Origin of the sequence: Patulibacter defluvii (genome assembly GCF_034096925.1) — a bacterium.
Lineage (GTDB): Bacteria > Actinomycetota > Thermoleophilia > Solirubrobacterales > Solirubrobacteraceae > Patulibacter > Patulibacter defluvii.
Window position 1 is genome coordinate 83,808 of sequence record NZ_JAWZSQ010000008.1, and the last position, 23,186, is coordinate 106,993.

26 protein-coding genes are annotated in these 23,186 nt (G+C 76.1%); 13 read left to right on the top strand and 13 right to left on the bottom strand.

Annotated features, from left to right (window positions below; translation table 11 throughout):
* Positions 1-41 precede the first annotated feature (41 nt).
* On the top strand, positions 42-1,061 hold the full coding sequence (locus SH587_RS10535; protein ID WP_320670564.1) for a YeiH family protein: 1,020 nt from the start codon (positions 42-44) through the stop codon (positions 1,059-1,061).
* Positions 1,062-1,069: 8 nt separating this feature from the next.
* Here SH587_RS10535 and SH587_RS10540 read toward each other — a convergent pair whose 3' ends face one another.
* On the bottom strand, positions 1,070-1,996 hold the full coding sequence (locus SH587_RS10540) for a LysR family transcriptional regulator (protein ID WP_320670565.1): 927 nt from the start codon (positions 1,994-1,996) through the stop codon (positions 1,070-1,072).
* Positions 1,997-2,267: 271 nt separating this feature from the next.
* Between SH587_RS10540 and SH587_RS10545 the strand changes: the two genes are divergently transcribed.
* Both SH587_RS10545 and SH587_RS10550 read left to right on the top strand, forming a co-directional pair.
* Positions 2,268-2,633, top strand: a complete 366-nt coding sequence (locus SH587_RS10545; RefSeq protein ID WP_320670566.1) for a hypothetical protein — start codon at positions 2,268-2,270, stop codon at positions 2,631-2,633.
* Positions 2,634-2,696: 63 nt separating this feature from the next.
* On the top strand, positions 2,697-3,599 hold the full coding sequence (locus tag SH587_RS10550; RefSeq protein WP_320670567.1) for a phosphoribosylaminoimidazolesuccinocarboxamide synthase: 903 nt from the start codon (positions 2,697-2,699) through the stop codon (positions 3,597-3,599).
* Here the strand turns inward: SH587_RS10550 and SH587_RS10555 are convergent.
* Positions 3,542-4,516 (bottom strand): LysR family transcriptional regulator, encoded by a 975-nt coding sequence (locus tag SH587_RS10555; RefSeq protein WP_320670568.1) that lies wholly within the window; start codon positions 4,514-4,516, stop codon positions 3,542-3,544. The two genes, SH587_RS10550 and SH587_RS10555, sit on opposite strands and share 58 nt — an antisense overlap.
* A 102-nt stretch (positions 4,517-4,618) precedes the next feature.
* Here SH587_RS10555 and SH587_RS10560 point away from each other — a divergent pair, with 102 nt between their 5' ends.
* The 4 genes from SH587_RS10560 (at position 4,619) to purL (ending at position 8,364) form a co-directional block, all read left to right on the top strand.
* On the top strand, positions 4,619-4,861 hold the full coding sequence (locus tag SH587_RS10560) for a hypothetical protein (RefSeq protein ID WP_320670569.1): 243 nt from the start codon (positions 4,619-4,621) through the stop codon (positions 4,859-4,861).
* 260 nt (positions 4,862-5,121) lie between these two features.
* Positions 5,122-5,349 carry a phosphoribosylformylglycinamidine synthase subunit PurS gene (purS, locus tag SH587_RS10565; protein WP_320670570.1) on the top strand — a complete coding sequence of 76 codons (228 nt, stop codon included), beginning with the start codon at positions 5,122-5,124 and terminating at the stop codon, positions 5,347-5,349.
* Positions 5,349-6,026, top strand: a complete 678-nt coding sequence (gene purQ, locus SH587_RS10570) for a phosphoribosylformylglycinamidine synthase subunit PurQ (protein WP_320670571.1) — start codon at positions 5,349-5,351, stop codon at positions 6,024-6,026. Before purS ends, purQ begins: the two co-directional genes overlap by 1 nt.
* Entirely contained in the window at positions 6,016-8,364 is a 2,349-nt protein-coding gene (gene purL, locus SH587_RS10575) for a phosphoribosylformylglycinamidine synthase subunit PurL (RefSeq protein ID WP_320670572.1), read from the top strand. The genes purQ and purL overlap by 11 nt, the downstream gene beginning before the upstream one ends.
* Before the next feature lie 259 nt (positions 8,365-8,623).
* Here purL and SH587_RS10580 read toward each other — a convergent pair whose 3' ends face one another.
* Complete coding sequence (locus tag SH587_RS10580; protein WP_320670573.1) at positions 8,624-8,974, bottom strand: hypothetical protein; 351 nt, start codon at positions 8,972-8,974, stop codon at positions 8,624-8,626.
* Positions 8,975-9,146: 172 nt separating this feature from the next.
* Between SH587_RS10580 and SH587_RS10585 the strand changes: the two genes are divergently transcribed.
* Both SH587_RS10585 and SH587_RS10590 read left to right on the top strand, forming a co-directional pair.
* The gene (locus SH587_RS10585; protein ID WP_320670574.1) at positions 9,147-9,542 is read left to right on the top strand and encodes a hypothetical protein; all 396 of its coding nucleotides are present in this window, start codon (positions 9,147-9,149) and stop codon (positions 9,540-9,542) included.
* A 41-nt stretch (positions 9,543-9,583) separates the two neighbouring features.
* Positions 9,584-10,267, top strand: coding sequence for an FHA domain-containing protein (locus SH587_RS10590; RefSeq protein ID WP_320670575.1), 684 nt, complete (start codon positions 9,584-9,586; stop codon positions 10,265-10,267).
* 10 nt (positions 10,268-10,277) lie between these two features.
* Here the strand turns inward: SH587_RS10590 and SH587_RS10595 are convergent, their stop codons facing one another.
* On the bottom strand, positions 10,278-10,907 hold the full coding sequence (locus SH587_RS10595; RefSeq protein ID WP_320670576.1) for a TetR/AcrR family transcriptional regulator: 630 nt from the start codon (positions 10,905-10,907) through the stop codon (positions 10,278-10,280).
* Positions 10,908-11,015: 108 nt separating this feature from the next.
* Between SH587_RS10595 and SH587_RS10600 the strand changes: the two genes are divergently transcribed.
* Both SH587_RS10600 and SH587_RS10605 read left to right on the top strand, forming a co-directional pair.
* A complete protein-coding gene (locus SH587_RS10600) occupies positions 11,016-12,806 on the top strand; it encodes a hydroxysqualene dehydroxylase (RefSeq protein WP_375341753.1) in 1,791 nt (596 codons plus the stop codon).
* Positions 12,803-14,131 (top strand): NAD(P)/FAD-dependent oxidoreductase, encoded by a 1,329-nt coding sequence (locus SH587_RS10605; protein ID WP_320670578.1) that lies wholly within the window; start codon positions 12,803-12,805, stop codon positions 14,129-14,131. The genes SH587_RS10600 and SH587_RS10605 overlap by 4 nt, the downstream gene beginning before the upstream one ends.
* Positions 14,132-14,135: 4 nt before the next feature.
* Here the strand turns inward: SH587_RS10605 and SH587_RS10610 are convergent, their stop codons facing one another.
* Genes SH587_RS10610 through SH587_RS10620 form a run of 3 tightly spaced genes read right to left on the bottom strand, consistent with a single transcriptional unit; the run spans position 14,136 to position 16,465 of the window.
* Positions 14,136-15,026 carry an urease accessory protein UreD gene (locus SH587_RS10610; protein ID WP_511042164.1) on the bottom strand — a complete coding sequence of 297 codons (891 nt, stop codon included), beginning with the start codon at positions 15,024-15,026 and terminating at the stop codon, positions 14,136-14,138.
* Positions 14,992-15,711: an urease accessory protein UreG gene (gene ureG / locus SH587_RS10615; protein WP_320670580.1), complete on the bottom strand. Its 720-nt coding sequence runs from the start codon at positions 15,709-15,711 to the stop codon at positions 14,992-14,994. Before ureG ends, SH587_RS10610 begins: the two co-directional genes overlap by 35 nt.
* A 19-nt stretch (positions 15,712-15,730) precedes the next feature.
* The gene (locus SH587_RS10620) at positions 15,731-16,465 is read right to left on the bottom strand and encodes an urease accessory protein UreF (RefSeq protein ID WP_320670581.1); all 735 of its coding nucleotides are present in this window, start codon (positions 16,463-16,465) and stop codon (positions 15,731-15,733) included.
* 153 nt (positions 16,466-16,618) lie between these two features.
* Here SH587_RS10620 and SH587_RS10625 point away from each other — a divergent pair, with 153 nt between their 5' ends.
* Positions 16,619-17,311 carry a hypothetical protein gene (locus SH587_RS10625; protein WP_320670582.1) on the top strand — a complete coding sequence of 231 codons (693 nt, stop codon included), beginning with the start codon at positions 16,619-16,621 and terminating at the stop codon, positions 17,309-17,311.
* Between the two features lie 16 nt (positions 17,312-17,327).
* Here the strand turns inward: SH587_RS10625 and SH587_RS10630 are convergent, their stop codons facing one another.
* The 5 genes from SH587_RS10630 to SH587_RS10650 form a co-directional block, all read right to left on the bottom strand.
* Positions 17,328-18,065 carry an exonuclease domain-containing protein gene (locus tag SH587_RS10630; protein WP_320670583.1) on the bottom strand — a complete coding sequence of 246 codons (738 nt, stop codon included), beginning with the start codon at positions 18,063-18,065 and terminating at the stop codon, positions 17,328-17,330.
* A 59-nt stretch (positions 18,066-18,124) separates the two neighbouring features.
* Positions 18,125-19,849, bottom strand: coding sequence for an urease subunit alpha (locus tag SH587_RS10635; protein WP_320670584.1), 1,725 nt, complete (start codon positions 19,847-19,849; stop codon positions 18,125-18,127).
* A complete protein-coding gene (locus tag SH587_RS10640) occupies positions 19,846-20,289 on the bottom strand; it encodes an urease subunit beta (RefSeq protein ID WP_320670585.1) in 444 nt (147 codons plus the stop codon). The genes SH587_RS10635 and SH587_RS10640 overlap by 4 nt, the downstream gene beginning before the upstream one ends.
* A gap of 142 nt (positions 20,290-20,431) precedes the next feature.
* Positions 20,432-20,767, bottom strand: a complete 336-nt coding sequence (locus SH587_RS10645) for a hypothetical protein (RefSeq protein ID WP_320670586.1) — start codon at positions 20,765-20,767, stop codon at positions 20,432-20,434.
* A 100-nt stretch (positions 20,768-20,867) separates the two neighbouring features.
* Positions 20,868-22,052, bottom strand: coding sequence for a S1 family peptidase (locus SH587_RS10650; RefSeq protein ID WP_320670587.1), 1,185 nt, complete (start codon positions 22,050-22,052; stop codon positions 20,868-20,870).
* Between the two features lie 202 nt (positions 22,053-22,254).
* Here SH587_RS10650 and SH587_RS10655 point away from each other — a divergent pair, with 202 nt between their 5' ends.
* The gene (locus SH587_RS10655; protein ID WP_320670588.1) at positions 22,255-22,767 is read left to right on the top strand and encodes a hypothetical protein; all 513 of its coding nucleotides are present in this window, start codon (positions 22,255-22,257) and stop codon (positions 22,765-22,767) included.
* 70 nt (positions 22,768-22,837) lie between these two features.
* Here SH587_RS10655 and SH587_RS10660 read toward each other — a convergent pair whose 3' ends face one another.
* Positions 22,838-23,140 carry an urease subunit gamma gene (locus SH587_RS10660; protein ID WP_320670589.1) on the bottom strand — a complete coding sequence of 101 codons (303 nt, stop codon included), beginning with the start codon at positions 23,138-23,140 and terminating at the stop codon, positions 22,838-22,840.
* Between the last annotated feature and the right edge of the window lie 46 nt (positions 23,141-23,186).

Genomic DNA, 23,186 nt, shown 5'->3' on the forward strand with positions numbered 1-23,186 from the left:
CGCGGTGGTTCAGCAGGCGATCCGGGTCGACCATCTGGTGCATGTCCTCGCTCGCCGCCCCGCTCGCCCCGTCCGCCTCGTCGCGCGGCGCGGCCGCGCTGGCGCTGGCCGCGGCGGCCGCGGTCGTGCTGGTGCTGGCCGCGCTGCTGCCGCCGGGCAGCGGGGCGCTGGTCGCGCTGGCGCTCGGGACGGCGGCGGGACCGGGGCTGCGGGCGGCGGGCCTCGACGGCGCGGTCGTGCGGCTCGGCGGCGCCGGGCTGCGGATCGGCGTCGCGCTGCTCGGGCTGCGGATCGCGCTCGACCAGCTGGTGGCGCTCGGCCCGCCGGTGCTGGTGGTCGGCGTCGGCGCCGGCCTGGCGACCGCGGCGGTGACGCTGGCCGCGGCGCGGCTGCTGCGGGTGGCGCCGGGCGTGGCGCTGCTGGTGGCGGCCGGCTCGGCGATCTGCGGCGCCTCGGCGATCGCGGCCGTCGACCAGGTCGCCGGCACCCGCCGCGACGAGCTGACCTACGCGGCCGCGGCGGTCACCGGCCTGGGCGCGATCGCGATGGTGGTGCTGCCGTGGCTGGCGGCGGGACCGCTGGCGCTCGACCCGGCGACCGCCGGCGCCTGGGCCGGCGGCGCGCTGCAGGAGGTCGCCCAGGTGACCGGCGCGGCCGGGGCGCTGCCGGCCGGCGCACTGGCCGCGGCGGTGGTGGTGAAGCTGGCGCGGGTGACGATGCTGGCCCCGGCCGTGGTCGCGGTCGCGCTCTGGCGGCGGCGGACCGCGGTCGGTGACGGCGACGGCGACGCCCGCGGCCGGCGGCCGCCGCTGGTCCCGCGGTTCCTGCTCGGCTTCGTGCTCGCCGCGGCGGTCGGCGCCAGCGGCCTGCTGCCGGCGCCGGCGCTGTCGGCCGGGACGTGGGCCTCGTCGACCCTGCTGCTGGTCGGGCTGGTCGCGGTCGGCGCCCAGATCCGCCCGGCCGTGCTGCGGCGGGCGGGCCTGCGGCCGGCGCTGCTGGCCGTCGTCGGCGGCGCGACCGCGGCCGCCGTCGCGCTCGGACTGGCGCTGGCGCTGGCCTGAGCCGACCCTCAGGCGCCGGCGGCGGCCCGCGCCTGCTCGGTGGCGGCGTAGGCCGCGGCGGCGTCGGAGAGCGCGGTCACCATCGCGTCGTGGACCGGCGAGGTGGCGCCCTCGACCGTCATCGCCACGATCCGCCGCACGATCCGCTGCTCCAGCGGCCGGATCACGACGTCGCCGCGCTGGGCGCGGAGGGCCAGCTCGGGGATCATCGCCACCGCCAGGCCGGCGGCCACCAGGCCGAGGCTGGCGCCGTAGTCGTCGGCCAGGTAGGCGCGGTTGGGGGCGAAGCCCTCGGCCTCGCAGGCCTGCTGCATCACGTCGCAGTCGGGGCAGGTGCGCGGCGATCCGAGCACCAGCGGCTCGCCGGCGAGGGCGGCGATCGGCACCTCGTCGAGCTCGGCCAGCGGGTGGTCGGGGGCGAGCGCGCAGTAGAGCGGGTCGTCGATCAGGCGGGTCGCGCGGAAGCCGGGCGGCGGCTCGGGGGCGGCGCCGAGACTGGTGACGGCGACGTCGAGCTGGCCCTGGCGCAGCAGCTCGAGGCCGGGGCCGGGCTCGACCAATTCGAACTTCACCTGGACGTCGGGGTAGCGGTCGGCGAACGCCCGCAGGCCGGAGGGGACGAACGACCCGACCGTGCTGGGGAAGGCCGAGACCCGCACCTGGCCGCCGCGCATCGTCGCGATCGCCTGCATCTCCGCCTCGGCGGCGTCGACCCGGGCGAGGATCTCCTCGGCGTGGCGCAGCAGCGCCTCGCCGGCCGGCGTCAGGCGAGCGCCGCGGGGGGTCCGCTCGACCAGCGACTGGCCGCTCTGGCGCTCCAGCATCGCCAGCTGCCGCGAGACCGCCGGCTGGGTGTAGTCGAGGGCGTCGGCGGCGGCCGAGATCGAGCCCCGGCGGGCGACCTCGCGCAGGACGCGCAGGTGGAGCAGCTCCATGGCCCTCCCGACAGTAGCCCTCTCCCCGCGCGCGGTCCATGCGAAGCCGGCATGCCGGCCATGCCGCGTCGATGCCGGCGCATGGCCCGCATGCCGGATCGCGATGGAGAACCGGACCCGCGCCCGCCATCGTCGTCGGTGGCTCCCGCGGCGGCCCGACCGGGCCAGTCGGCGGCGACTGGACCACAGGTCCGTTTTCCGCCGGCCGGCCCAGGAAGCGGCCGCGAAGGTGGAGCACGATCGACGGCAGATGCCGACGGAAGGCGAGCAGATGAGCACCGAGCCCCGTTCCTACGACGACCCGTTCGTCCCCCGCACGGCGGGCCCCGCCTGGGATGCGCTGCGCGTCGTCCGCCGGCCGACCGTCCGGCCGGCGGCGGACGGGCTCTGCCTGCGCCCGGCGACCGCCGCCGACGGCGAGGCCCTGCGCACGATCGCCGAGCGCGACAGCGCTCAGGTGCCCGCCGGCCCGCTGGTGCTGGCCGAGGCGGCGGGGACGCCGCTGGCCGCCATCAGCCTCGCCACCGGCGAGGTGATCGCCGACCCGTTCTGGCCGACCGCCGGTGCCGTCGTGGCCCTGCGCGACTTCGCGCACGGCCGTCCCCGCCGGCGCCGCTGGTGGCGGGGACGCGGCTGAGCCGGCGGGCGCCGGGGCCGGCGGCCACGACCCCGGCGGGCCGCCGCGCTAGCCTCCGCAGTCGTGACGCTCGACCGGCTCCCTCTCCTCGCCAGCGGCAAGGTCCGCGACATCTACGACCTCGACGACCGGCTGCTGCTGGTCGCGAGCGACCGGGTATCGACCTACGACGTCGTCCACCCGAACACGATCCCGGGCAAGGGCGCGGTCCTGACCGGCGTCTCCGCCTTCTGGTTCGACAAGACGGCGCACATCGTGCCCAACCACGTCGTCTCCTACACCGACGGCGTGCCGAACGAGGCCCGCGGCCGCGGCGTGGTGGTGAAGAAGCTGCGGATGCTCCCGATCGAGGCGATCGTGCGCGGCCACATCACCGGCTCGGGCTGGAAGGACTACCAGGCGACCGGCAAGGTCTCCGGCGTCGAGCTGCCGGCCGGCCTGCAGGAGAGCCAGGAGCTGCCGGTGCCGATCTTCACCCCCTCGACGAAGGCCGACCAGGGCCTCCACGACGAGGCGATCGACTTCGCCCGCGCGGCCGAGCTGCTGAACGACGTCGCCCCCGACGGCGACGGCGACGCGCTGGCCACCAAGGTCCGCGAGGCGGCGATCGCGCTCTACAAGTTCGGTCACGAGCACGCCCGCTCGCGCGGGGTGATCCTGGCCGACACGAAGTTCGAGTTCGGCCTCGATCCCGAGACCGGCCAGCTGATCCTCGGCGACGAGGCCCTGACCCCCGACTCCTCGCGCTACTGGCCGGCCGACGAGTTCGAGGTCGGCACCACCCCGCCGAGCTTCGACAAGCAGTACGTCCGCGACTGGGCGGTCTCGTCCGGCTGGGACAAGACCCCGCCGGCGCCGGAGATCCCCTCCGACGTGGTCAAGGGCACCCAGGAGCGCTACGCCGAGGCCTACGAGCGGATCACCGGCGAGCCGCTCTCCGCCTGGCTGGGGCGGACCGCGGCCTGACCCGCCGCCGCGGCCGCGGGCGCGCGGCCGACCCGCTCGGCCGCCGCGGCCAGCTCCTCGAGCAGCGCGTCGCGGCCGGGCCGGACCGGCGCGTCGAGCGGCGTCAGCGCCGCGATCCGGCGCACGACCGGGGTCCGGAAGGGCCGGATCGCGACGTCGTCGCGCGGCTGCGTCAGGCACAGCTGCGGGATCGCGGCGACGCCGACGCCGGCCGCCACCAGCCCCTGCGAGGCGGCGGCGTCGTCGCAGTGGGCGACCGCGTGCGGCCGGAAGCCGGCGGCCTCGCAGGCGGCGACCAGCACCCCGCGGTCGGCGCAGAGCGTGGCCGCGGTCATCACCCACGGCTCGTTCCGCAGCGCCTCGACGGCGACCGCGTCGGCCTCCGCCAGCGGGTGGTCGCGGGGCAGGACACACCACAGCGGATCGTCGAGCAGCGGCACGACCCGCGCGCCCGGCAGCCGCTCGTCGCCGACCAGGCTCAGCACCGCGACGTCCAGCCGGTCGTCCTGCAGCGCCGACTCGCCGCTGACGTTGGCGGCGATCCGCAGCGTCACGTCGAGGCCCGGGATCCGCGCCCGCAGCGCCGTCACCGCGACCGGGACGAAGGTCGCGATCGTCGACAGGACGGCGGCCACCCGCAGCGGCATCCGGGTGCCGTCGGCGAGCGCCAGCAGGTCGGCCTGGGCGGCCTCCAGTTCGCCGAGGATCGTCTCGGCCCGCTGCAGCAGCACCTCGCCGGCGGTCGTCAGCCGGGTCCCGCGCGCGGTCCGCTCGACCAGCGGCCGGCCGGCGGCGCGCTCGAGCGCGGCCAGCTGCCGCGAGACCGCCGGCTGGGTGTAGTCGAGGGCGTCGGCGGCGGCCGAGATCGAGCCGCGGCGGGCGATCTCGCGCAGCACCCGCAGGTGGAGCACGTCCATCGTCCGACCGTAGCCGGCCGGCGGCCGCGGGCCCATGCGCGCTCGGCATGGCGATGCGCGGTCGCGCTGGCGGCGGTCGCGGCGAGCCCGCACGATCGGAGCATGCGCTCCCGCCCCGCCCCGCCCGACGTCGCGCTGCGGACGGCGACCGCCAGCGACCAGATCGAGATCGGTGGCCTGGCCGGCCGCGCCGGCGAGCCGGTGCCCGACGCGCCGCTGGTGGTGGCCGCGGTCGACGGCCGGGTCGTCGCCGTGACGAGCCGCCGGACCGGCGTCGTGCTCTTCGAGCCGGCGGCCGACGCCGACGTGCGCGCCGCCCTGCGCGCCTACGCCCGTCGCGGCTGAGGGAACCGACCCCGGAAGGAGGTGCGGGGGGCGCCGCCGAAGCGACGCCCCCCGCGGGAGGAGAGAGGGACGCAGAACGTCCTCGTTCAGCATCATGCAACTTTCAACGGCCGGCGAGCGTGTCATCGGTCACGCAAGCGGCGACGGCTCGCGCGGGGGCCGGTTCCCCGCGGCCGGCAACAGCTACCATCGCGAGCGTCGGCGGCGCCGCCGCGGCCTCCGACGATCCCCGGCTCTCGACCTCGCTAGGACCCGCCGCGATGCCCCACGCCCGCATCCTCATCCGGCCCAAGGCCGGCATCCTCGACCCGCAGGGCGTCGCCGTCGAGCAGGCGCTGCCGCAGCTGGGCTTCCAGCCGGCCGAGAACGTCCGGATCGGCCGCCTGGTCGAGCTCGACGTGGCCGACACGGCGGAGCTGGAGGCGATCTGCGACAAGCTGCTCGCCAACCCGCTGATCGAGGACTACGAGATCCAGGTCGACGCCTGATGCGCGTCGGCGTCGTCCAGTTCCCCGGCAGTTGCGACGAGGTCGACGCGCTGCTCGCCGCCGAGCGGGCCGTCGGCGCCGGCAACGCCGAGCTGCTCTGGCACCGCGACCGCGACCTCAAGGGCGTCGACGCGGTCGTCGTTCCCGGCGGCTTCTCCTACGGCGACTACCTGCGCGCCGGCGCGATCGCCGCGCTCAGCCCGGCGATGGAGTCGGTCGCCGCGTTCGCTCGCGAGGGCGGCCCGGTGCTCGGCATCTGCAACGGCTTCCAGGTCCTCTGCGAGTGCGGGCTGCTGCCCGGCACGATGCTGATGAACCTCGGCCGCCGGTTCGTCTTCCGCCAGGTCCAGCTCGACGTCGTCGCGGCCGACACCGCCTGGACCCGCGCGACCCGCGCCGGCCAGCTGCTCTCGATCCCGGCCAAGCACCAGACCGGCCGCTGGTACGCGCCGGAGGAGACGGTCCAGCAGCTGCGGGCCGACGGCCAGGTGGTCTTCCGCTACGCGGCCGGTCACAACTACAACGGCTCGTCCGACGACATCGCCGGCGTCTGCAACGCCCAGCGCAACGTCGTCGGCCTGATGCCCCATCCCGAGCACGCCGTCGACCCCCTGACCGGGTCGGCCGACGGGCTGCTGCTCTTCCGCTCGCCGCTGGAGGCCGCCGGTGTCGCCTGATCCCGCCACCCTGCCCGCCCCCCGCGCGCTGGCCGACGGCACCGTCCCGGTCGGCGAGGCGCCCGGCGTCGAGGCCGCGGTCGGGCTCGGCCTGACCCGCGACGAGTACGCGCTGGTGGTCGAGAAGCTCGGCCGCGAGCCGGTCCAGGTCGAGCTGGCGATGTTCTCGCTGATGTGGAGCGAGCACTGCGCCTACAAGCACTCGAAGCTGCTGCTGAAGACGCTCCCGACCGAGGGCCCGGCGCTGGTCCTCGGCCCGGGCGAGAACGCCGGCGCGGTCGACGCCGGCGACGGCTGGGTCGTCGCCTTCAAGGTCGAGTCGCACAACCACCCCTCGGCGGTCGAGCCGTTCCAGGGCGCGGCGACTGGCGTCGGCGGGATCCTGCGCGACATCTTCGCGCTCGGCGCGCGGCCGATCGCGGTCCTCGACGCGCTCCGCTTCGGCGAGGTCGAGGACTCCGACCGCTCGCGCTTCCTGCTCGACGGGGCGGTCCGCGGGATCGGCCACTACGGCAACTCGATCGGCGTCCCCAACGTCGGCGGCGACGTCTACTTCGAGGGTCCCTACGAGACCAACTGCCTGGTCAACGCGATGGCGCTGGGGCTGGTGCGGCAGGAGAAGCTGACGCTCTCGGCCGCGACCGGGGTCGGCAACGTCGTCGTGCTCTTCGGCGCCTCGACCGGCCGCGACGGGATCGGCGGCGCGTCGGTGCTGGCCTCGGCCGAGCTGGGCGAGGACGACGCCGACAAGCGCCCGACGGTCCAGGTCGGCGACCCGTTCGAGGAGGCGAAGCTGGTCGAGTGCTCGCTGGAGCTGCTCGACCGCGGCCTGCTCGTGTCGCTCCAGGACCTCGGCGCCGCCGGCCTGACCTCGTCGGCGTCGGAGATGGCCTCGAAGGGCGAGGTCGGCCTCGACCTCGACGTGGCACGGGTGCCGCGGCGCGAGACGGGGCTGGAGCCGTTCGAGGTGATGGTCTCCGAGTCGCAGGAGCGGATGCTCTGCGTCGTCACCCCGGAGAACGTCGACGAGGTGATCGCGGTCACCGACAAGTGGGACGTGCACGGGACGGCGATCGGCGTCGTCACCGACACCCGCCGCTTCCGCGTCTTCGACGGCGACGAGCTGGTCGGCGACATGCCGGTCCCGGCGCTGGTCGACGACTGCCCGCTGTACGAGATCTTCCCCGAGAAGCCCGCCGGCGGGCCGGCGGCGATCTACCCCGCGCCGCCGCAGCGGGTGGCCCCGGGCAGCGACGCCCGCGACGCCCTGCTGGCCCTGATCGGCAGCGCCAACGTCGCCGACCGGCGGCCGTTGTTCGAGCAGTACGACCCGGTCGTCCAGTCGCGGACCGTGCGCCGGCCCGGCCAGGCCGACGCCGCGGTGCTGATGATCCCCGGGCCGGCCGGCCAGCGGGCGGTCGTCGGCGGGCTCGCCGGGCCGACCGACGTCGCCGCGGTGGCCGACGCCGAGCGCGGCGAGGTCGCGATCCCCGGCGTCGGCGTCTCGATCGACGGCTCCGGCCGCCGGGTCGCCGCCGACCCCTACCAGGGGACGGTCTGGAACGTGCTCGAGTGCGCGGCCAACCTGGCCTGCGTCGGCGCCGAGCCGCTGGGGCTGACGAACAACCTCAACTTCGGCAACCCCGAGAAGCCGCACATCGCCTGGCAGCTGACCGAGGCCGTCCGCGGCCTCGGCGACGCCTGCCGCGCGACCGGCGCCCCGGTCGTCGGCGGCAACGTCTCGCTCTACAACGAGGGCACTACCGGCCCGATCTACCCGACCCCGGTCGTCGGCATGGTCGGCAAGGTCCCGGACGTCCGCACGACGGCGCCACTCGGCTTCCAGCGCCACGGCGACGCGGTCGCGCTGGTGGGGGCGTTCGCGCCCCAGCTGGCGCTGTCGGAGCTGGCCAAGCTCGAGGGCCGCGAGCTGCCCGACGGGCTGCCGGCCTGGGACGTCGAGCGGGTGGTGGCGGGGATCGCCGCCGTCCGCGAGGCGGTTCGCCGCGGCGAGCTGTCGAGCGCCCACGACATCGCCGAGGGCGGCCTGCTGGTGGCGCTGGCCGAGGCCGCGATCGCCGGCGGCTACGGCGCGACGGTCGACCTCGCCCCGATCGCCGGCGACGCCCGCGCGACGCTCTTCGGCGAGGCCCCCGGCGGCTTCGTCGTCTCCGCCCCGCGCGAGGCGCTGGAGCGGCTGGCGGCGTGGGTCCCGGTCACGCTGCTCGGCGAGGTCGGCGGCGGCGAGCTGCGCGTCGCCTGCGGCGAGACGGCGGTCACGGCGACGCTCGACGAGCTGCGCGACGCCCACGCCGCCCTGGCGCGCTTCTTCGGGTAGCGCGCCCCCCACCCGCTCGCGTGGCGGTTGACCCCCGGCGTTCGGGTGTCATCCGCCACGCGAGGCGGGGGGCCGGCCACCAGCACGCAACATCTGGCGGGCGGCGTACGCCTAGCCTCGGCGGGACCCCGTTCCCGTCCCCTGAGGTCCGATGTCGCTTCGTTCCCGGACGCGCGCCGCGCGCCCGGCGGTCGTCTCCGCCGTGGTCGCGCTCCGCCACGCGAGGGAGGGCGGGGCGGGCAGGCGCGGGTGGGGCGCCTCAGGCGGCGGGGCGGGCGGCGATCGCGGCGTGGATCTCCGCCACCTGCGCGGCGATCGTCGGCACCTGCCGCAGCAGCTCCATCTCGCCCTGCAGCTCGGTCAGCAGCGCCCGGACCTCGGTCAGGGTGCCCTCGACCGTGGCCAGCGTCCCCTCGACGGTGGTCAGGGTCCCGCTGACGGTCGAGAGCGTACCGTCGACCGTCGTCAGGGTCCCGCTGACCGTGCCGAGGGTGCTGCCGACCTCGCTCAGGGTCCCGTCGACGCGGCCGAGCACGCCGTCGACGTTCTCCAGCGTCCGATCGGCCCGGCCGAGCACCTCGGCCGGGTTCTTGGGGATGAATCGCGCCACCTGGGTCCCTCCTCGTTCCTACCGACGGTAGGGACATTGGCAGGCGCGGCGTCCCACGTCAATCGGTGCCGGTGACGGGGGTGGACCGGTCCCCACCGCGGAGGGATGGGCGGGGCGGCCCGCGGGGCGCAGGATGGTCCCATCGAACCACCCGCTTCCCCAGGAGCCTCCGATGACCACCACCGCCCCCACCCGCCGTTCTCGCCGGATCGCCGCCGGCGCCCTCGCCACCGCCGTCCTCGCCCTCGGCGGCGGGACGGTCGGGACCGCCTCGGCCGACGCCGCCCAGACCTTCCGCTCGAAGACCGGCAACCTCTTCTGCAAGGCCTCGCGCTCGACGATCGCCTGCGAATCGCGTGCTTCGGGCGTCCGCTACGTGCTCTCCTCCTACGGCTACGCCTACCGGACCGGCGCCAACTACCGCGGCGTCGGCAACACCACCCTCGGCTACGGCATGACCTACCGCGTCGGCCGCTTCCGGGTCCGCTCCGGCTCGGCCGGCTTCACCGTCACCAACCGCTCGGGCCACGGCTTCTTCATCGAGCGCTTCGCCTCGTACCGCTTCTGAGAGCGGGCGCCGCGGGCCGCCGTCCCGGTACGCTCGGCGGGATGCAACTGCGTGCTGCCGACGGCACCTCCGCGGCGCAGGGCCTGAAGCTCGTGCTCGCCGCCGAGCGGGACGGCCTGCCCTTCCTGCGCCTCTCCGACGGCGAGGGGCGGACGGTGGTCGCGGTGCTGGAGCCGGACGACGCCCGGATCACCGTCGGCCGGGCGCCGGCCTGCGACCTGGTGATCGACCACGATCCCGGCGTCTCGCGCGTCCACTTCGAGCTGGAGCGGGTCGCCGACGGCTGGGTGGTGAGCGACGACGGGCTCTCGCGCAACGGCACCCACGTCGACGACCGCAAGCTCGACGGCCGCCTGCGCCTGCACGAGGGCACGGTGCTGCGGATCGGCGGGACGGCGATCGAGTTCCGCGACCCGCGCGACGGCGAGACGATCGCCGCCACCCGCACGATCGGCCTCGGCAGCGTCCCGCCGGTGGTGACCCCGGCCCAGCAGGCGGTCCTGCGCGAGCTCTGCCGGCCGATGGTCGTCGACGGCGCCGGTGCCCCGGCCCCGAACCAGGCGATCGCCAGCGCGCTCTTCCTCTCGGTCGAGACCGTCAAGAGCCACCTCAAGGTGCTCTACGAGCGCTTCGACCTGGACGGCACCCCGGCCCAGGGCAAGCGCTCCGAGCTGGCCGCCCGCGCGCTCCGCTCCGGCCTCGTCCGTCGCGCCGACCTGGAGTAGCGTCCGCGGCTCAGGCCGCGCCGCGACCGAGGCCGGTCCAGAGCAGCTCGGTGCCGGCGTCGACCAGCGCCGCCCGCGACGTCCCCGGGTGCTCGCGCCACCAGGCGACCGCGCCGGTGAGGGCGGCGATCAGCATCTCGACGACGATCTCGACCTGGGCCGGATCGCGGTCGAGGCCCGCCTCGTGGGCGTCGGCGGCCAGCAGCGCGCCGACCGCCGCGGTCCGGCCGGCGCGGAACGCGCGCCAGGTCTCGTCGAGCGCGTCGTCGCCGTGGGTGGCGTTGCCGAACAGCAGCCGCCAGGCGTCCGGGTGCCGCTCGGCGAAGGCGAAGACCGCCTCCATCGTCGCCCGCATCCGCTCGCGGGGGCTGCCCTCGCCGCCGATGCGGGCGCCGACGTGGCCCATGAAGAGCGCGTTCTGCTGCTCGACCACGGCCAGGAAGACGGCCTGCTTCGACGCGAAGTGGTCGTAGAGCACCGCCCGGGTGACGTCGGAGGCGGCGGCGATCTGGCCCATGCTGGTCCCGCTGTAGCCGCGCGAGGCGAACGCCTCCAGTGCCGCCTGCAGGATCCGGATCCGCCGCGCGGGCGCCGACAGCCGGCGCTTGGGGAGCGGGTCGCTCGTGGTCGGAACCGACACGGATGCAGGTTATCAGCGGTCCCGGCGCCGCCGGCCGTCCAGAACAGCCGCGATTGACAACCGACACACCTGTTGGTTACGGTGCCGGCGGAGAACGAGGAGGGCGGGATGCAGGACCAGCAGGCGAACCAGCGGGGCCAGGGCACGACGCGGCGGCGGTTCCTCCGCGACGCGGGCGCGGTCGGGGCGGTAGCGGCGACCTCCGGGGTCTTCGCCGGCCCCGCGCGGGCGGTCACGACCGGCCGCCGGGTGGCCGTGCTCGGCGGCGGGATGGCGGGCCTGACGGCCGCCCACGAGCTGGTCGAGCGGGGCTTCCAGGTGACCGTCTACGAGCGCAACGCGCTCGGCGGCAAGGCCCGCAGCATCCCGGTCGCCGGGACCGGCCGCGGCGGCCGCAAGGACCTGCCGGGCGAGCACGGCTTCCGCTTCTTCCCCGGCTTCTACCACCACGTGCCCGACACGATGCGGCGGATCCCGTTCCCGGGCAACGCCCACGGCGTCGGCGACAACCTGGTCGCGGCGACCGGTGGCAAGTTCCTGCGCAAGGGCGACCGCGCCGACGCCGGGCCGTTCGGGCTGATCCCCGATCCGGGCGGGCTGCTGACCGTCGACGGCCTCCGCCGGCAGCTGACCGACTGGCTCTCCGGCTACGGGATCCCGCCCCACGAGCTGCTCTTCTTCGTCGAGCGGCTGCTGGTCTTCCTGACCAGCTGCGACGCCCGCCGCTTCGCCCAGTGGGAGAACGTCAGCTGGTGGGACTTCATCCGCGCCGGCAACAAGTCGCAGGAGTACCAGACGGTCGCCGCGGCCGGGATGACGCGCAACCTCGTCGCCGCCAAGGAGACGATCGCCAGCACCCGGACGATCGGCAACATGGCCGAGGCGTTCCTGATGACGATGCTGAATCGCGGCAACGACGGGGCGCTCGACCGCGTGCTCGACCTGCCGACGAACGAGGCCTGGATCGACCCCTGGGTGGCGCACCTCCAGCGGCTCGGCGTGCAGTTCGTGGTCGGCCAGGCGGTCGACCGGCTCGAGGTCGCGGGCGGCCGGATCGTCGCCGCCCACGCCCACGACGCCCAGCGCAACCGGCTGCGGATCGACGCCGACTGGTTCGTCTGCGCGATGCCGGTCGAGCGGGCGCGCAAGCTCTGGAGCCCCGAGGTCCTGGCGATCGACCCGTCGCTGAAGCTGATGGACGAGCTGTTCGCCGACTGGATGGTCGGGATCCAGTTCTTCCTCAAGCGCAAGGTCGACCTGACCCACGGCCACATCACCTTCATCGACGCGCCCTGGGCGCTGACCGCGCTGACCCAGGCGCAGTTCTGGAACAGCCGCGACTTCGCCCGCGACTACGGCGACGGGATCGCGGTCGACGCGCTCTCGATCGACATCTCGAACTGGGACGCGCCGGGGATCCTCTACGGCAAGCCGGCCAAGCAGTGCTCGCCCGAGCAGGTGGCGCGCGAGGTCTGGGCCCAGGTCCGCGCCCACGGCACCGCCGCCAAGCTGCTGCCGGACGACATCGTCCACTCCTGGTTCCTCGACCCGGGCGTGGTCTGGAACCCGCAGACCGGCCAGAACCGCAACGCCACGCCGCTGCTGGTCAACACCGTCGGCAGCTGGAGCAAGCGGCCGACCAGCCGCACGAAGCTGCCGAACCTGTTCCTGGCCGGCGACTACGTGCAGACGAACATCGACCTGGCGACGATGGAGGGCGCGAACGAGTCGGCCCGGACGGCGGTCAACGCGCTGCTGGAGAGCGCCGACTCGAGCGCCCAGCCGGCCCGCACCTACACGCTCTACCGAGCGCCCGAGCTGGAGCTGCTGAAGGGCGTCGACCAGATCCTCTACAGCGCCGGCGCCCCGAACGCGCTCGATCTGCCGCTGCTCGGATGAGCGGCGGGCCCGAGCGCGTCGACGCGATCGTCGTCGGGGCCCGCTGCGCCGGGTCGGCCGCGGCGGTGGCGCTGGCCCGCAGCGGCCGGCGGGTGGTCGCGCTCGACCGCGGGCGGTTCCCCTCCGACACGCTCTCGACCCATCTGCTGTGGCCCTCGACGGTGGCCGAGCTGGCCGCGCTCGGGGTGCTGCCGGCGGTCGAGGCGCTGGGGGCGCCGCGGCTGCCGTGGGCGCTGGCCGGCGGGGCCGGGGTCCAGCTGCGGGGCCGGTTCCGGCCGGTCGACGGGATCGGCCACGCGCTCTGCGTCCGCCGCCCCGGGATGGACGCGGCGCTGGTGGCGACGGCGCGGGCGGCGGGGGCCGAGGTCCGCGAGCGGGCGCGGGTGACGGGGCTGGTCCGCGACCGCGACGGCCGGGTCGCCGGCGTCCGCTGGCGCCACGCGGGCGGGGACGGCGGCGAGCGCGAGCTACGGGCGCCGCTGGTGATCGGGGCCGACGGCCGCCGCAGCCTCGTCGCCCGCGAGGTCGGAGCCGAGCAGCCGTACCGCTCGAGCGTCAGCGGCCGCGCCTGCTACTTCGGCTACTGGGAGGACCCGCACGAGGGCTGGCGCGACACCGCCGCCCAGTGGCGCGACGGGCCCGAGCTGGGCACGGCGTTCCCCTGCGACGGCGGACTGGTGCTGGCGCTGCTGCAGCCGCCGGTCGCGCGGGTGGCCGCGTTCCGGGCCGACCTGGAGGGCGAGTACCGGGCGACGATCGCTCGGATCGGGCCGATGGCCGAGCGGCTGGCCGGCGCGCGGCTGGTCGGGCGGGTCCGTTCGGCGACGGGGATCGCGTCGTACTTCCGCCGCTCCGCCGGGCCCGGTTGGGCGCTGGCCGGCGACGCGGGCCACTTCAAGGACCCGGTCACCGCGCAGGGGATCCGCGACGCGCTCCGCTACGGCCGCGAGCTGGGGGCGGCCGCGGCGCCGCTGCTCGACGACCCGGCGGCGCTCGACCCGGCGCTGCGGGCCTGGGAGCGGCGGCGCGAGCGCGAGTGCCTCGAGGTCTACCAGTGGACGAACGGGCTGGCCCGCGGCGAGCCGCTGAGCCCGCTCGAGGCGGAGCTGTACCGGGTGGCCGCGCAGCGGCCGGCGCTGGTCTCCGACATGCTCGAGGTCTTCTCGCGCCAGCGGCGGCCCTCGCGGGTGCTCTCGCCCCCGCGGGCGGCGATGATCGCCGGCCGCGCGCTGCTCCGGCGCGGGGCGCGGGGAGCGGCGCTGCACGCCGCCGGCCGCGAGCTGGCCGGCGCCTGGGCCGACTCCCGCGAGCGCGCCCGGGCCTGACCGCTCAGGCGACCGGCCGCTCGGCCGGCGGCAGGCCGAGCGCGGCCCGGGCCGGCTGGCGCAGCGCGTGGAGGCCGGCGTAGAGCGCCGGGGCGTCCCGCGCCAGCAGCCGCGCCACCACCAGCCCGGGCGCGGGAGCGGAGGCGCCGGCCAGCAGGCCGCGGCGACCGGCGAGCGTCCGGTGGAGGTCGTCGGCGAGGGCGGCGGCGGGGTCGTCACGGATCGCCAGGGCCGCGCCGCCGTTCGCCGTTCGTGGCAGCACCACCACCACGGTCGCGGCCAGGTCGGCGCCGTCGAAGGGCTCGCCACCGGCCGCCAGGACGGCCCCGTCGGTCAGCAGCGGACGGCCGTCGCGGACGACCCGCAGCCGCGTGTCGAGCGCGCGCCAGGCGAACCGCTCGCCGTGGGCGGAGCGGCCGGCGCAGAGCACCTCCCAGGCCAGCAGCGCGCCGCTCGCCGCGACGTCGACCCTCGTTCGCTGGTGGACGGCGGCGCCCGCGTACGGCATCAGGTGGTGGGGGATCCACTCCACCCGCGCCGCGGCGCCGACCGCGACCGTCGTCGTCAGCACCGTCGGCGGGCCGTCGCCGGCGCGGTAGACCCGGGTCGCCCCCTGGGTCGCGATCGAGACCGCCGTCCCGGGGCCGGCCTCGATCGCGGTCTCCAGGCGGTCGCCGCCCAGCAGCCCGCCCGAGGGGTTCGTCACCAGCAGCTCGCGGAGCCCGTCGCCCTCGGTCAGGCGGACGCTGCCGGCCGGGAAGGCGACCCGCTCGGCGACGATCGCCGTGCGACCGCGACGCGCGGCCAGGCGGACCTCCAGGCGACCGCGGCGGTGGACGTCGGGGGCGGCTGCCGCCGCGTCACGCGGAATGGTCGTGCCGGTGGTCGTGGGGATCGGGTCGGGCGTCCGAGGTGGCGGCCGTCCAGCGCCGTTGCTCGACCGCGTCGGCGACCCAGCCGACCACGTCGTCGAAGCCGTCGCCGTGCATCACCGAGACGGCCACGGTCGGCGCGCCGGCGCGGAGGGCGTCGGCGTCGCGGACCATCATCGCCACGTCGCTGCCGACCAGCGGGGCCAGGTCGACCTTGTTGATCACCAGCAGCTCGGAGCGGGTCAGCCCGGGGCCGCCCTTGCGCGGCACGTCGTCGCCTCCGGCGACGTCGATCACGTAGATCGCGCAGTCGACCAGCTCGGGGCTGAAGTTCGCCGCCAGGTTGTCGCCGCCGCTCTCCACCAGCACCAGCCGCAGGTCGGGGAAGCGCTCCTCCAGCTCCTCGATCGCCCGCGCGTTCATCGAGATGTCGTCGCGGATCGCCGTGTGCGGGCAGCCGCCGGTCTCGACCCCGACGATCCGCTCGGCCGGCAGCACGTCGGCCCGCAGCAGCGCCTCGGCGTCCTCGCGGGTGTAGATGTCGTTGGTGACGACGGCGATCGGGAAGCGGTCGGCCAGCCGCCGGCAGAGCTCGGCGACCAGCGCCGTCTTGCCCGAGCCGACCGGTCCGCCGACCCCGATCCGGATCGTCGTGCCGTTGCGGCGGACGGGGTACGGCGGCAGGTGGATGGCGCTGGGATCGTGCATGCGGGGGCTCCGGTCGCGGTCAGGAGATGAAGAGGCGGACCCGCTGGCGCTCGTGCTCGGCCGAGCGGACGTCCAGCTCGGGCACGAACGAGCAGGGCTCGCGGGGGTCGTGGGCGGCGGCCGCGGCGACCGCCGCCGGGATCGCCGCGGCCGCCGCCCACAGCGCGCGCTGGGTCGCGACGCCGCCGAGCGGCACCAGCCGCTGGCCGGCCTCCGCCAGCGCCGCCAGCGCCGAGAAGGCCAGGGCCTCGGCGGCCGGCGCGGCGTCGGCGCCGACCGCCCGCGCGGCGAGCGCCCACGCCACCGGCAGCGTCCCGGGCGTCGCGCGGTCGTCGACGGCCGCGCGCAGGGCCCGCAGCGGCGGATCGTCGAGCAGCGCGGCGGCGGCCAGCAGGAACCGCTCGCCGGTCGCGCGCGACGCCTGCCGCGTCTCGCGGGTGGCGCGGGTCGCGTCCAGCTCGTGGTCGAGGTCGATCAGGAGCTCGAGCGGCGCCGCGGCCGCGCCCGCCGTCAGCTTCCGGTCGCTGAGCGTCCGGTTCGTCGCGGCGGGCGCGGCGAGGCGGTGGGCGGCGAGGGCGACGGGCAGGTCGCTGGTGGCGAGGCCGTCGAGCTGGCGCCGCAGCAGCCGCTCGAGGTCGGCCTCGTCGCGCAGCTCGCCCGCCGCGTGGACGCCCTCGAGGCCGAGCGAATGGGCGAACGCCCCGGTCGGGAACGCCGAGTCGGCGAGCTGGAGCAGGCGCAGGAGGGTCGGCATCGGTCGAGCCCGACGGCGCGCCGGGACGCGCCGCCGGGACCGCATCATCGCCCGCCGCCGGGCGCCCGGGCCTGTCCAGGCGGACAAGCCGGGACGCGGCCGCTGCGCCGTCGTGCGCGCGGTCCGGCGGCGGCCGGCGGATAGGTTGGCGCGGTGAGCTTCGACTGGATGTTCTCGCCGCTGGAGTGGCTCGACGGGCGGCTCGAGGCGTGGGCCGCCGGGGCGCCGCTGGCCGTGGCGCTGCTGGCGGCGCTGCTGCTGGGCCTCCGGCACGCCTCCGACCCGGACCACCTGATGGCGATCGCGACCCTCCAGGGGACCGCCGGCGCGCCGGTCCGCGGGGCGGCGCGGCTGGGGGCCTGGTGGGGCGTCGGCCACGCGGCGACGATGGTCGCGGTCGGGGTCCCGCTGATCGCGCTCGACGATCGGCTTCCCGCTCCGCTCCAGGCCTGGGCCGAGCGGCTGGTCGGGGTCCTGATCGTCGCCCTGGCGCTGCGGGCGGCGTGGCGCTGGTGGCGCGGGCGGACGCCGCGCGACGGCGCGGCGGCGGCCGCGGCGACGGCCCGGACGCCGGCGGCGGCGTTCGCGATCGGGGTCCTCCACGGGCTGGCCGGGACCGGGGCGATCGTGCTGCTGGTGCTCGCGACGCTGCCGTCGACCGGGACCGCCTACCTGGCGCTGCTGGTCTTCGCCCCGATGAGCGTCGTCTCGATGGCGGCCTGCTCGGCGGCGTGGGGCTGGCTGGGAGCGCGGATCTCGCGCACGCGGCTGGCCGGCGACCTGTTCGCGGTCGCCGCCAGCGGGTTCGCCCTCGCTTTCGGCCTCTGGTACGTGGCTGCGGTCTGAGCGGCGGCGGGACGGCTCAGGCGGCGACGGCCAGCGGCGCGACCGGCAGCGGCAGCGGCACGATCGGCCAGGCCGGCTCGACGTGCTCGGGCCGGCCCTGCGAGCGGAAGTACTCCTCCAGCGAGCGCGCCTGGCGGTCGGCCCAGACCACCTGCCAGCGGTGGAGGTCGGCCAGGGTGGCGTCGCGCAGCTGCGGAAACCGCTGGCCCAGCCGCCAGGCGACGCGGGCGGCGGCGATCGCGTCGGCGTCGGCGGCGTGGGCGCTGTCGAGCCGCACCCGGTAGTGCTCGGAGACGGCGGTCAGGGTCCGCTTGCCCGGCCGGTAGCGGTCGGCCGCCTTGTCGATCACCAGCGGGTCGACCACCAGCAGCGCCTCGGCGCCGCCGATCCGGTCGACCAGCGGCCGCAGCTCGTGGCGGCGCGCCTCGCGGTCGAGGATCGTCAGGTCGAAGCGGGCGTTGAAGGCGACGATCGGCACCCCGTCGCGGACGTGGGCGGCCAGCAGCGCGACGATCTCCTCGATCGCCTCGCGGGCGTCGCGGCCGTGGGTGCGGGCGTGCTCGGTGCTGATGCCGTGGACGGCGGTCGCCTCGGCCGGGATCTCGATCTCCGGATCGACCAGCCAGTCGTGGCTCTCGCTCGGCAGGCCGCCGCCCACGATGCTGACCGCGGCGGTGACGATGCGGTCGTGCTCGAGCTCGATCCCGGTGGTCTCGAGGTCGAACGCCGCCAATCTGCCCGCGTGCCAACTCACCCGCCGGACGGTAGAGACGGGTCCGGACGGGCTCGCTCCGTGGGACGGCGCCGGAGGCCTCAGAAGAGCGAGTAGCGCTGCGCCATCGGCAGCTCGTCGACCGGCTCCGAGGCGGCGCGCACGCCGTCGACGGTCACGACGTAGGTCTCGGGGTCGACGGCGATCCGCGGCGTCGCGTCGTTGTGGACCATGTCGCGCTTGGCGACCGTGCGGGTGCCGCGGACGGCGACGCAGCGGCGGCCCAGGCCCAGCCGCGCCGGCAGGTCGTCGTCGAGCGCGGCCTGCGAGACGAAGGTCAGCGCGGTCGCGGCCGGCCCGCCGCCGATCGCCCCGAACATCGGCCGCAGCAGCACCGGCTCGGGGGTCGGGATCGACGCGTTCGGGTCGCCCATCTGGGCCCAGCCGATCATCCCGCCCTTGAGCACCAGCTCGGGCACGACGCCGAAGAAGGCCGGCTCCCAGAGGACGAGGTCGGCGAGCTTGCCGACCTCGACCGAGCCGACCTCGTGCGCGATCCCGTGGGTGATCGCGGGGTTCAGCGTGACCTTGGCGACGTAGCGCTTGACGCGGGCGTTGTCGCCGCGGTCGCGGCCCGCCTCGTCGGGGCCGTCGCCGGGCAGCGGGCCGCGCTGGACGCGCATCTTGTGGGCCGTCTGCCAGGTGCGGGTCCAGACCTCGCCGACGCGGCCCATCGCCTGCGAGTCGGAGGAGATCATCGAGAGCACGCCGAGGTCGTGGAGGACGTCCTCGGCCCCGATCGTCTCGCCCCGGATCCGCGACTCGGCGAAGGCGACGTCCTCGGGGATCTCGCGGCTGAGGTGGTGGCAGACCATCAGCATGTCGAGGTGCTCCTCGAGCGTGTTGCGCGTGTAGGGCCGGGTCGGGTTGGTCGACGAGGGCAGCACGTTCGGCTCGCCGGCGATCGCGACGATGTCGGGCGCGTGGCCGCCGCCGGCGCCCTCGGTGTGGAAGGTGTGGATCGCGCGGCCGCCGATCGCCGCGACGGTGTCCTCCAGGAACCCGGCCTCGTTGAGCGTGTCGGTGTGGATCGCCACCTGGACGTCCAGCTCGTCGGCGACGTCGAGGCAGTTCGAGATCGCAGCCGGGGTGCTGCCCCAGTCCTCGTGCAGCTTCAGCGCGCAGGCCCCGGCGCGGACCTGCTCGCGGAGCGGGTCGGGGACGGCCACGTTGCCCTTGCCGAGCAGGCCGACGTTGACCGGCAGCCCCTCGATCGCCTGCAGCATCCGGTGCAGGTGCCACGGGCCGGGGGTGCAGGTGGTCGCCTTGGTGCCGGCCGCCGGCCCGGTGCCGCCGCCCAGCATCGTGGTGATCCCCGAGGCCACCGCCGCCGTCGCCTGCTGGGGGCAGATCAGGTGGACGTGGCTGTCGATCCCGCCCGCGGTCAGGATCCGCCCCTCGCCGGCGATCACCTCGGTGCCGGCGCCGACGACGATCGTGACCCCGTCCATCGTGTCGGGGTTGCCGGCCTTGCCGATCGCGGCGATCCGGCCGCCGACGATCCCGACGTCGGCCTTGACCACGCCCCAGTGGTCGAGGATCAGGGCGCCCGTGACGACCGTGTCGACCGCGCCCTCGGCGTTGGTGGCGGTCGCCTGGCCCATCCCCTCGCGGAGGGTCTTGCCGCCGCCGAAGACCGCCTCCTCGCCGGCGACGGTCAGGTCGCGCTCGACCCGCACGGTCAGGACGGTGTCGGCCAGCCGCACCCGGTCGCCGGTGGTGGGGCCGTACATCCGCCCGTAGCGGGCGCGAGGGAGGGCGCTCATCGGCCGTCGCCGTCCGCCGCCTCGGCCTCGGCGTCGACCTCGGCCGCTCGGTCGAGGAACCCGCGGTCGCGGATCGCGGCCAGCACCCGCGCGCGGACCGCGTCGTCGTCGAGCGGCCCGTCGACGAGGCCGTGGAAGCCGCGCACCACCCGCGCCCCGCCCAGCGGCACCAGCTCGACCTCGCGCACCTCGCCCGGCTCGAAGCGGACGGCGGTGCCGGCCGGGATCGCCAGCCGCATCCCGTAGGCGGCGGCACGGTCGAAGCGCAGCGCGCGGTTGACCTCGAGGAAGTGGAAGTGGCTGCCGACCTGGATCGGCCGGTCGGCCGTGCTGGTGACCCGCAGCGCGGTCCGCGGCGCGGCGGGACGCAGCGGCACGTCGCCGTCGGCGGGCAGCAGCTCGCCGGGGACGAGCGCGGGGGAGGGAACGGGAGCGGTCATCGGCGTCCTCGACGCTAGTCGGGCCGGGCGGCGCCGTTCCCCTCCGCGGGGCGGAACCGGAGGCCCGGCGGTGCGCCCTGGTGGCGGGTCGGTCGCGTCGGCGCGGCAGGGGCGGTCGGCCTGGGCCGGTCGGTCGGTCGGCTCAGGCGGCGTCGCGGCGGTCGAAGCGCTCCACCAGCTGCTGCAGCACCTCGGTGTGGCGATCGCTGGCGCGCCGCACTCCCCGCAGCTCCTCGAGCTGCAGGTCGCTGCTCTGCCGCAGCGCCCGCAGCTCCTTGACCTGCTCGGCGAACCGCTCCTCGCTGACGCGCCGCAGGGCCCGCGTCTCCTCGGCCTGGATCGCGTTCTGGGCGCGGATCTCCTCCAGCTGCTGCAGCTCGATCTGGTGCTGGGCCTCGCCGGCCACCCGCAGGATCCGCAGCTCCTCGAGCGTGTTGGCCATCCGGCGGTCGATGTCGTTCAGGTCCGGGTCATCCATGGATGGAGATGTTCCCGGGGCGGGCGTGACGGATCAAGGATCCGACCGATCCAACATCGGCCGGATCCTGCGCCAACTTCGTGGCGGCGCGGCGCGCCGGTCAGCGCGAGCGGATCGTGCGGACCGTCGCGGTCAGCGAGACCCCGGTGCCGCCGGCGTTGCTGGCCTGGACCGCGCAGCCCGCCTGCCAGCCGCGGTAGCTGGAGCGGAGCTTGAAGCGGCGGCTCTTCGAGAGCTTGCCGGTCTTCGAGCGGCTGCCCTTGATCAGGATCAGCCGGTAGCGCAGCTTCGGCTTGCCCGTCCACGAGCCCGCGCTGCAGGTCAGCGTGCGCCCGACGCGGAACGTGCCGCGGAGCCGGATCGAACGCCCGCCGCGGGGCGAGACGGGGATCTCGGCCGCCGTCACGTTGCGCTCGGCGACGGCCGCGTCGATGAAGGTCCGGATCTCGGGCGCCGCGACGTTGGCGAAGAGGTTCATCCCGCGCGCGCAGTCGCGCTCGGCGATGTCGGTGACGCCCGCGATCCCGCCGGTGATCGAGCCCGAGCCGCCGCTGTCGCCCGAGCAGGCGGCGTGGCCGGTGCGGACGGTGCAGAGGACGGCCGCCGGCGCGTCGGTCCCGCAGAGGCCGGCGGTGACCACCTGGGTCTGGACCTGGCGCAGCGTGCCCCAGTCGTCGGCCGTCGCCGAGCTGATGCCGTAGCCGGTGATCGTCAGCGGGGTGCCGCCGACCACGTAGCTGCCGGTGGCCAGCAGCGGGGCCGGCTGGACCAGCGGGGTGCCCAGGTTCAGCGGCACCTTCAGGGTCACGACCGCGACGTCGTCGGGGATCGCGTTCGAGCTGTAGCGGGGGTGGACCCGGACCAGCTGGGCCTGGTGGCGGGCCGCGGCGTCGACGCCGGGCTTGGTCGTCAGGTCGGACGAGCCCGCGTAGACGAAGACGTTCTGCGCCGGGACGGTCGACCCGTTCTCGGTCACGCAGTGGGCGGCGGTGAGGACGTGGGTGGCGTCGAGCACGCTGCCGGTACAGGTCGCCCCGCCGTCGCCCATCTTGATCGCCAGCCCGACCGAGAACGGCGCCTGGGCGGTGCTGCCGAGGGCGGTGCCGCCGACGATCCGCGGCCGCGCCGCGGCCTCGCCGGAGCCGCCGCCGGTCAGCGCGCCGGGCGGTCCGGCGGCCTCGATCGCGGCCAGCCGGGCCAGGTCGGAGCGGGGCGCCGCTCCGGCGGTGGACGCCGCCGTCCCGCAGACGAGGACGGCGACGAGGGCGAGCAGGGCGCGACGCATCACCCCCGGAGCGTAGGCGGCCGGCGCGCGACACGCGGCACTGGCGGCGAGGAAGCGCCGAAGAATCGCGTCCAGTCTCGACCTCGAGTCGAGCCCTGTGACGATCCCACTGGCGCGGTATACGACGTACGAGTAGCCTCCGCCGGCCCCGCCGCGCGCTCGCCCGGCGGATCCACCCGACCCCCCCCGGAGGACCACCCCGATGGCCCGCACCCTGCACCCACCGCGCCTGCGGCTGGCGACGATCGTCGTCCTGCTGCTGGCGCTCGTTGCCGTCCCCACGCTCGCGGCCTGCGGCAACGACGAGAAGGCCTCGAAGGTCGAGATCGTCACCCGCCTGGGTCTCGCCGCCGGCGCGACCAAGCGCTGGATCGTCGATCCCGCGCGCGAGGGCGGCTTCGCCAAGGGCGCCCAGAAGCGCAAGCGCACGATCGCCAAGGCGGTCCTGGCCGGCGGCTTCACCCTGCGGATGCTGCAGAAGGCCAAGGAGGAGGCCGACCAGGATCCGAAGCTGCGCAAGCTGCTGCCGAGCATCGCCAGCGCGACCGCGGCGATCACCGCCCTCAAGGGCGCGCTCGGCGGCGGCGACGCGGGCGCGATCAGCAAGCTGGTCGGCGGCGGCAACCCGCTCGACGGCCTGATGTCGGCCGCGCGCGGCCAGGGCCTGGACGTCAAGGAGGAGGTCCCCTCGGCGGCCAAGCTGGCCGGCGGCTGAGCGGGCGACCGGCCGGCGGCGCGGCGGCGATCCCGCCGCGCCGCCCGGTCGGCGCGGGCCCGACTCAGGCTCAGACGATCGGGTCGTGGACGGTGACGAGCTTCGTCCCGTCCGGGAAGGTGGCCTCGACCTGGACCTGCCGGATCATCTCCGGCACGCCCTCCATCACGTCCTCGGCGCGCAGCACCTGCTTGCCGAGCGCCATCAGCTCGCTGACCGTGCGGCCGTCGCGGGCGCCCTCCAGCAGCTCGGCGGTGATCAGCGCCACCGCCTCCGGGTGGTTCAGGCGCAGCCCGCGCTCGCGGCGCCGGCGGGCGACGTCGGCGGCGACGTGGATCAGCAGCTTCTCCTGCTCGCGGGGGGTCAGGCGCATCGGCGGTCGGGCCGCGGGCGGCTCGGGGAACCCCGCGGCCGGCCGA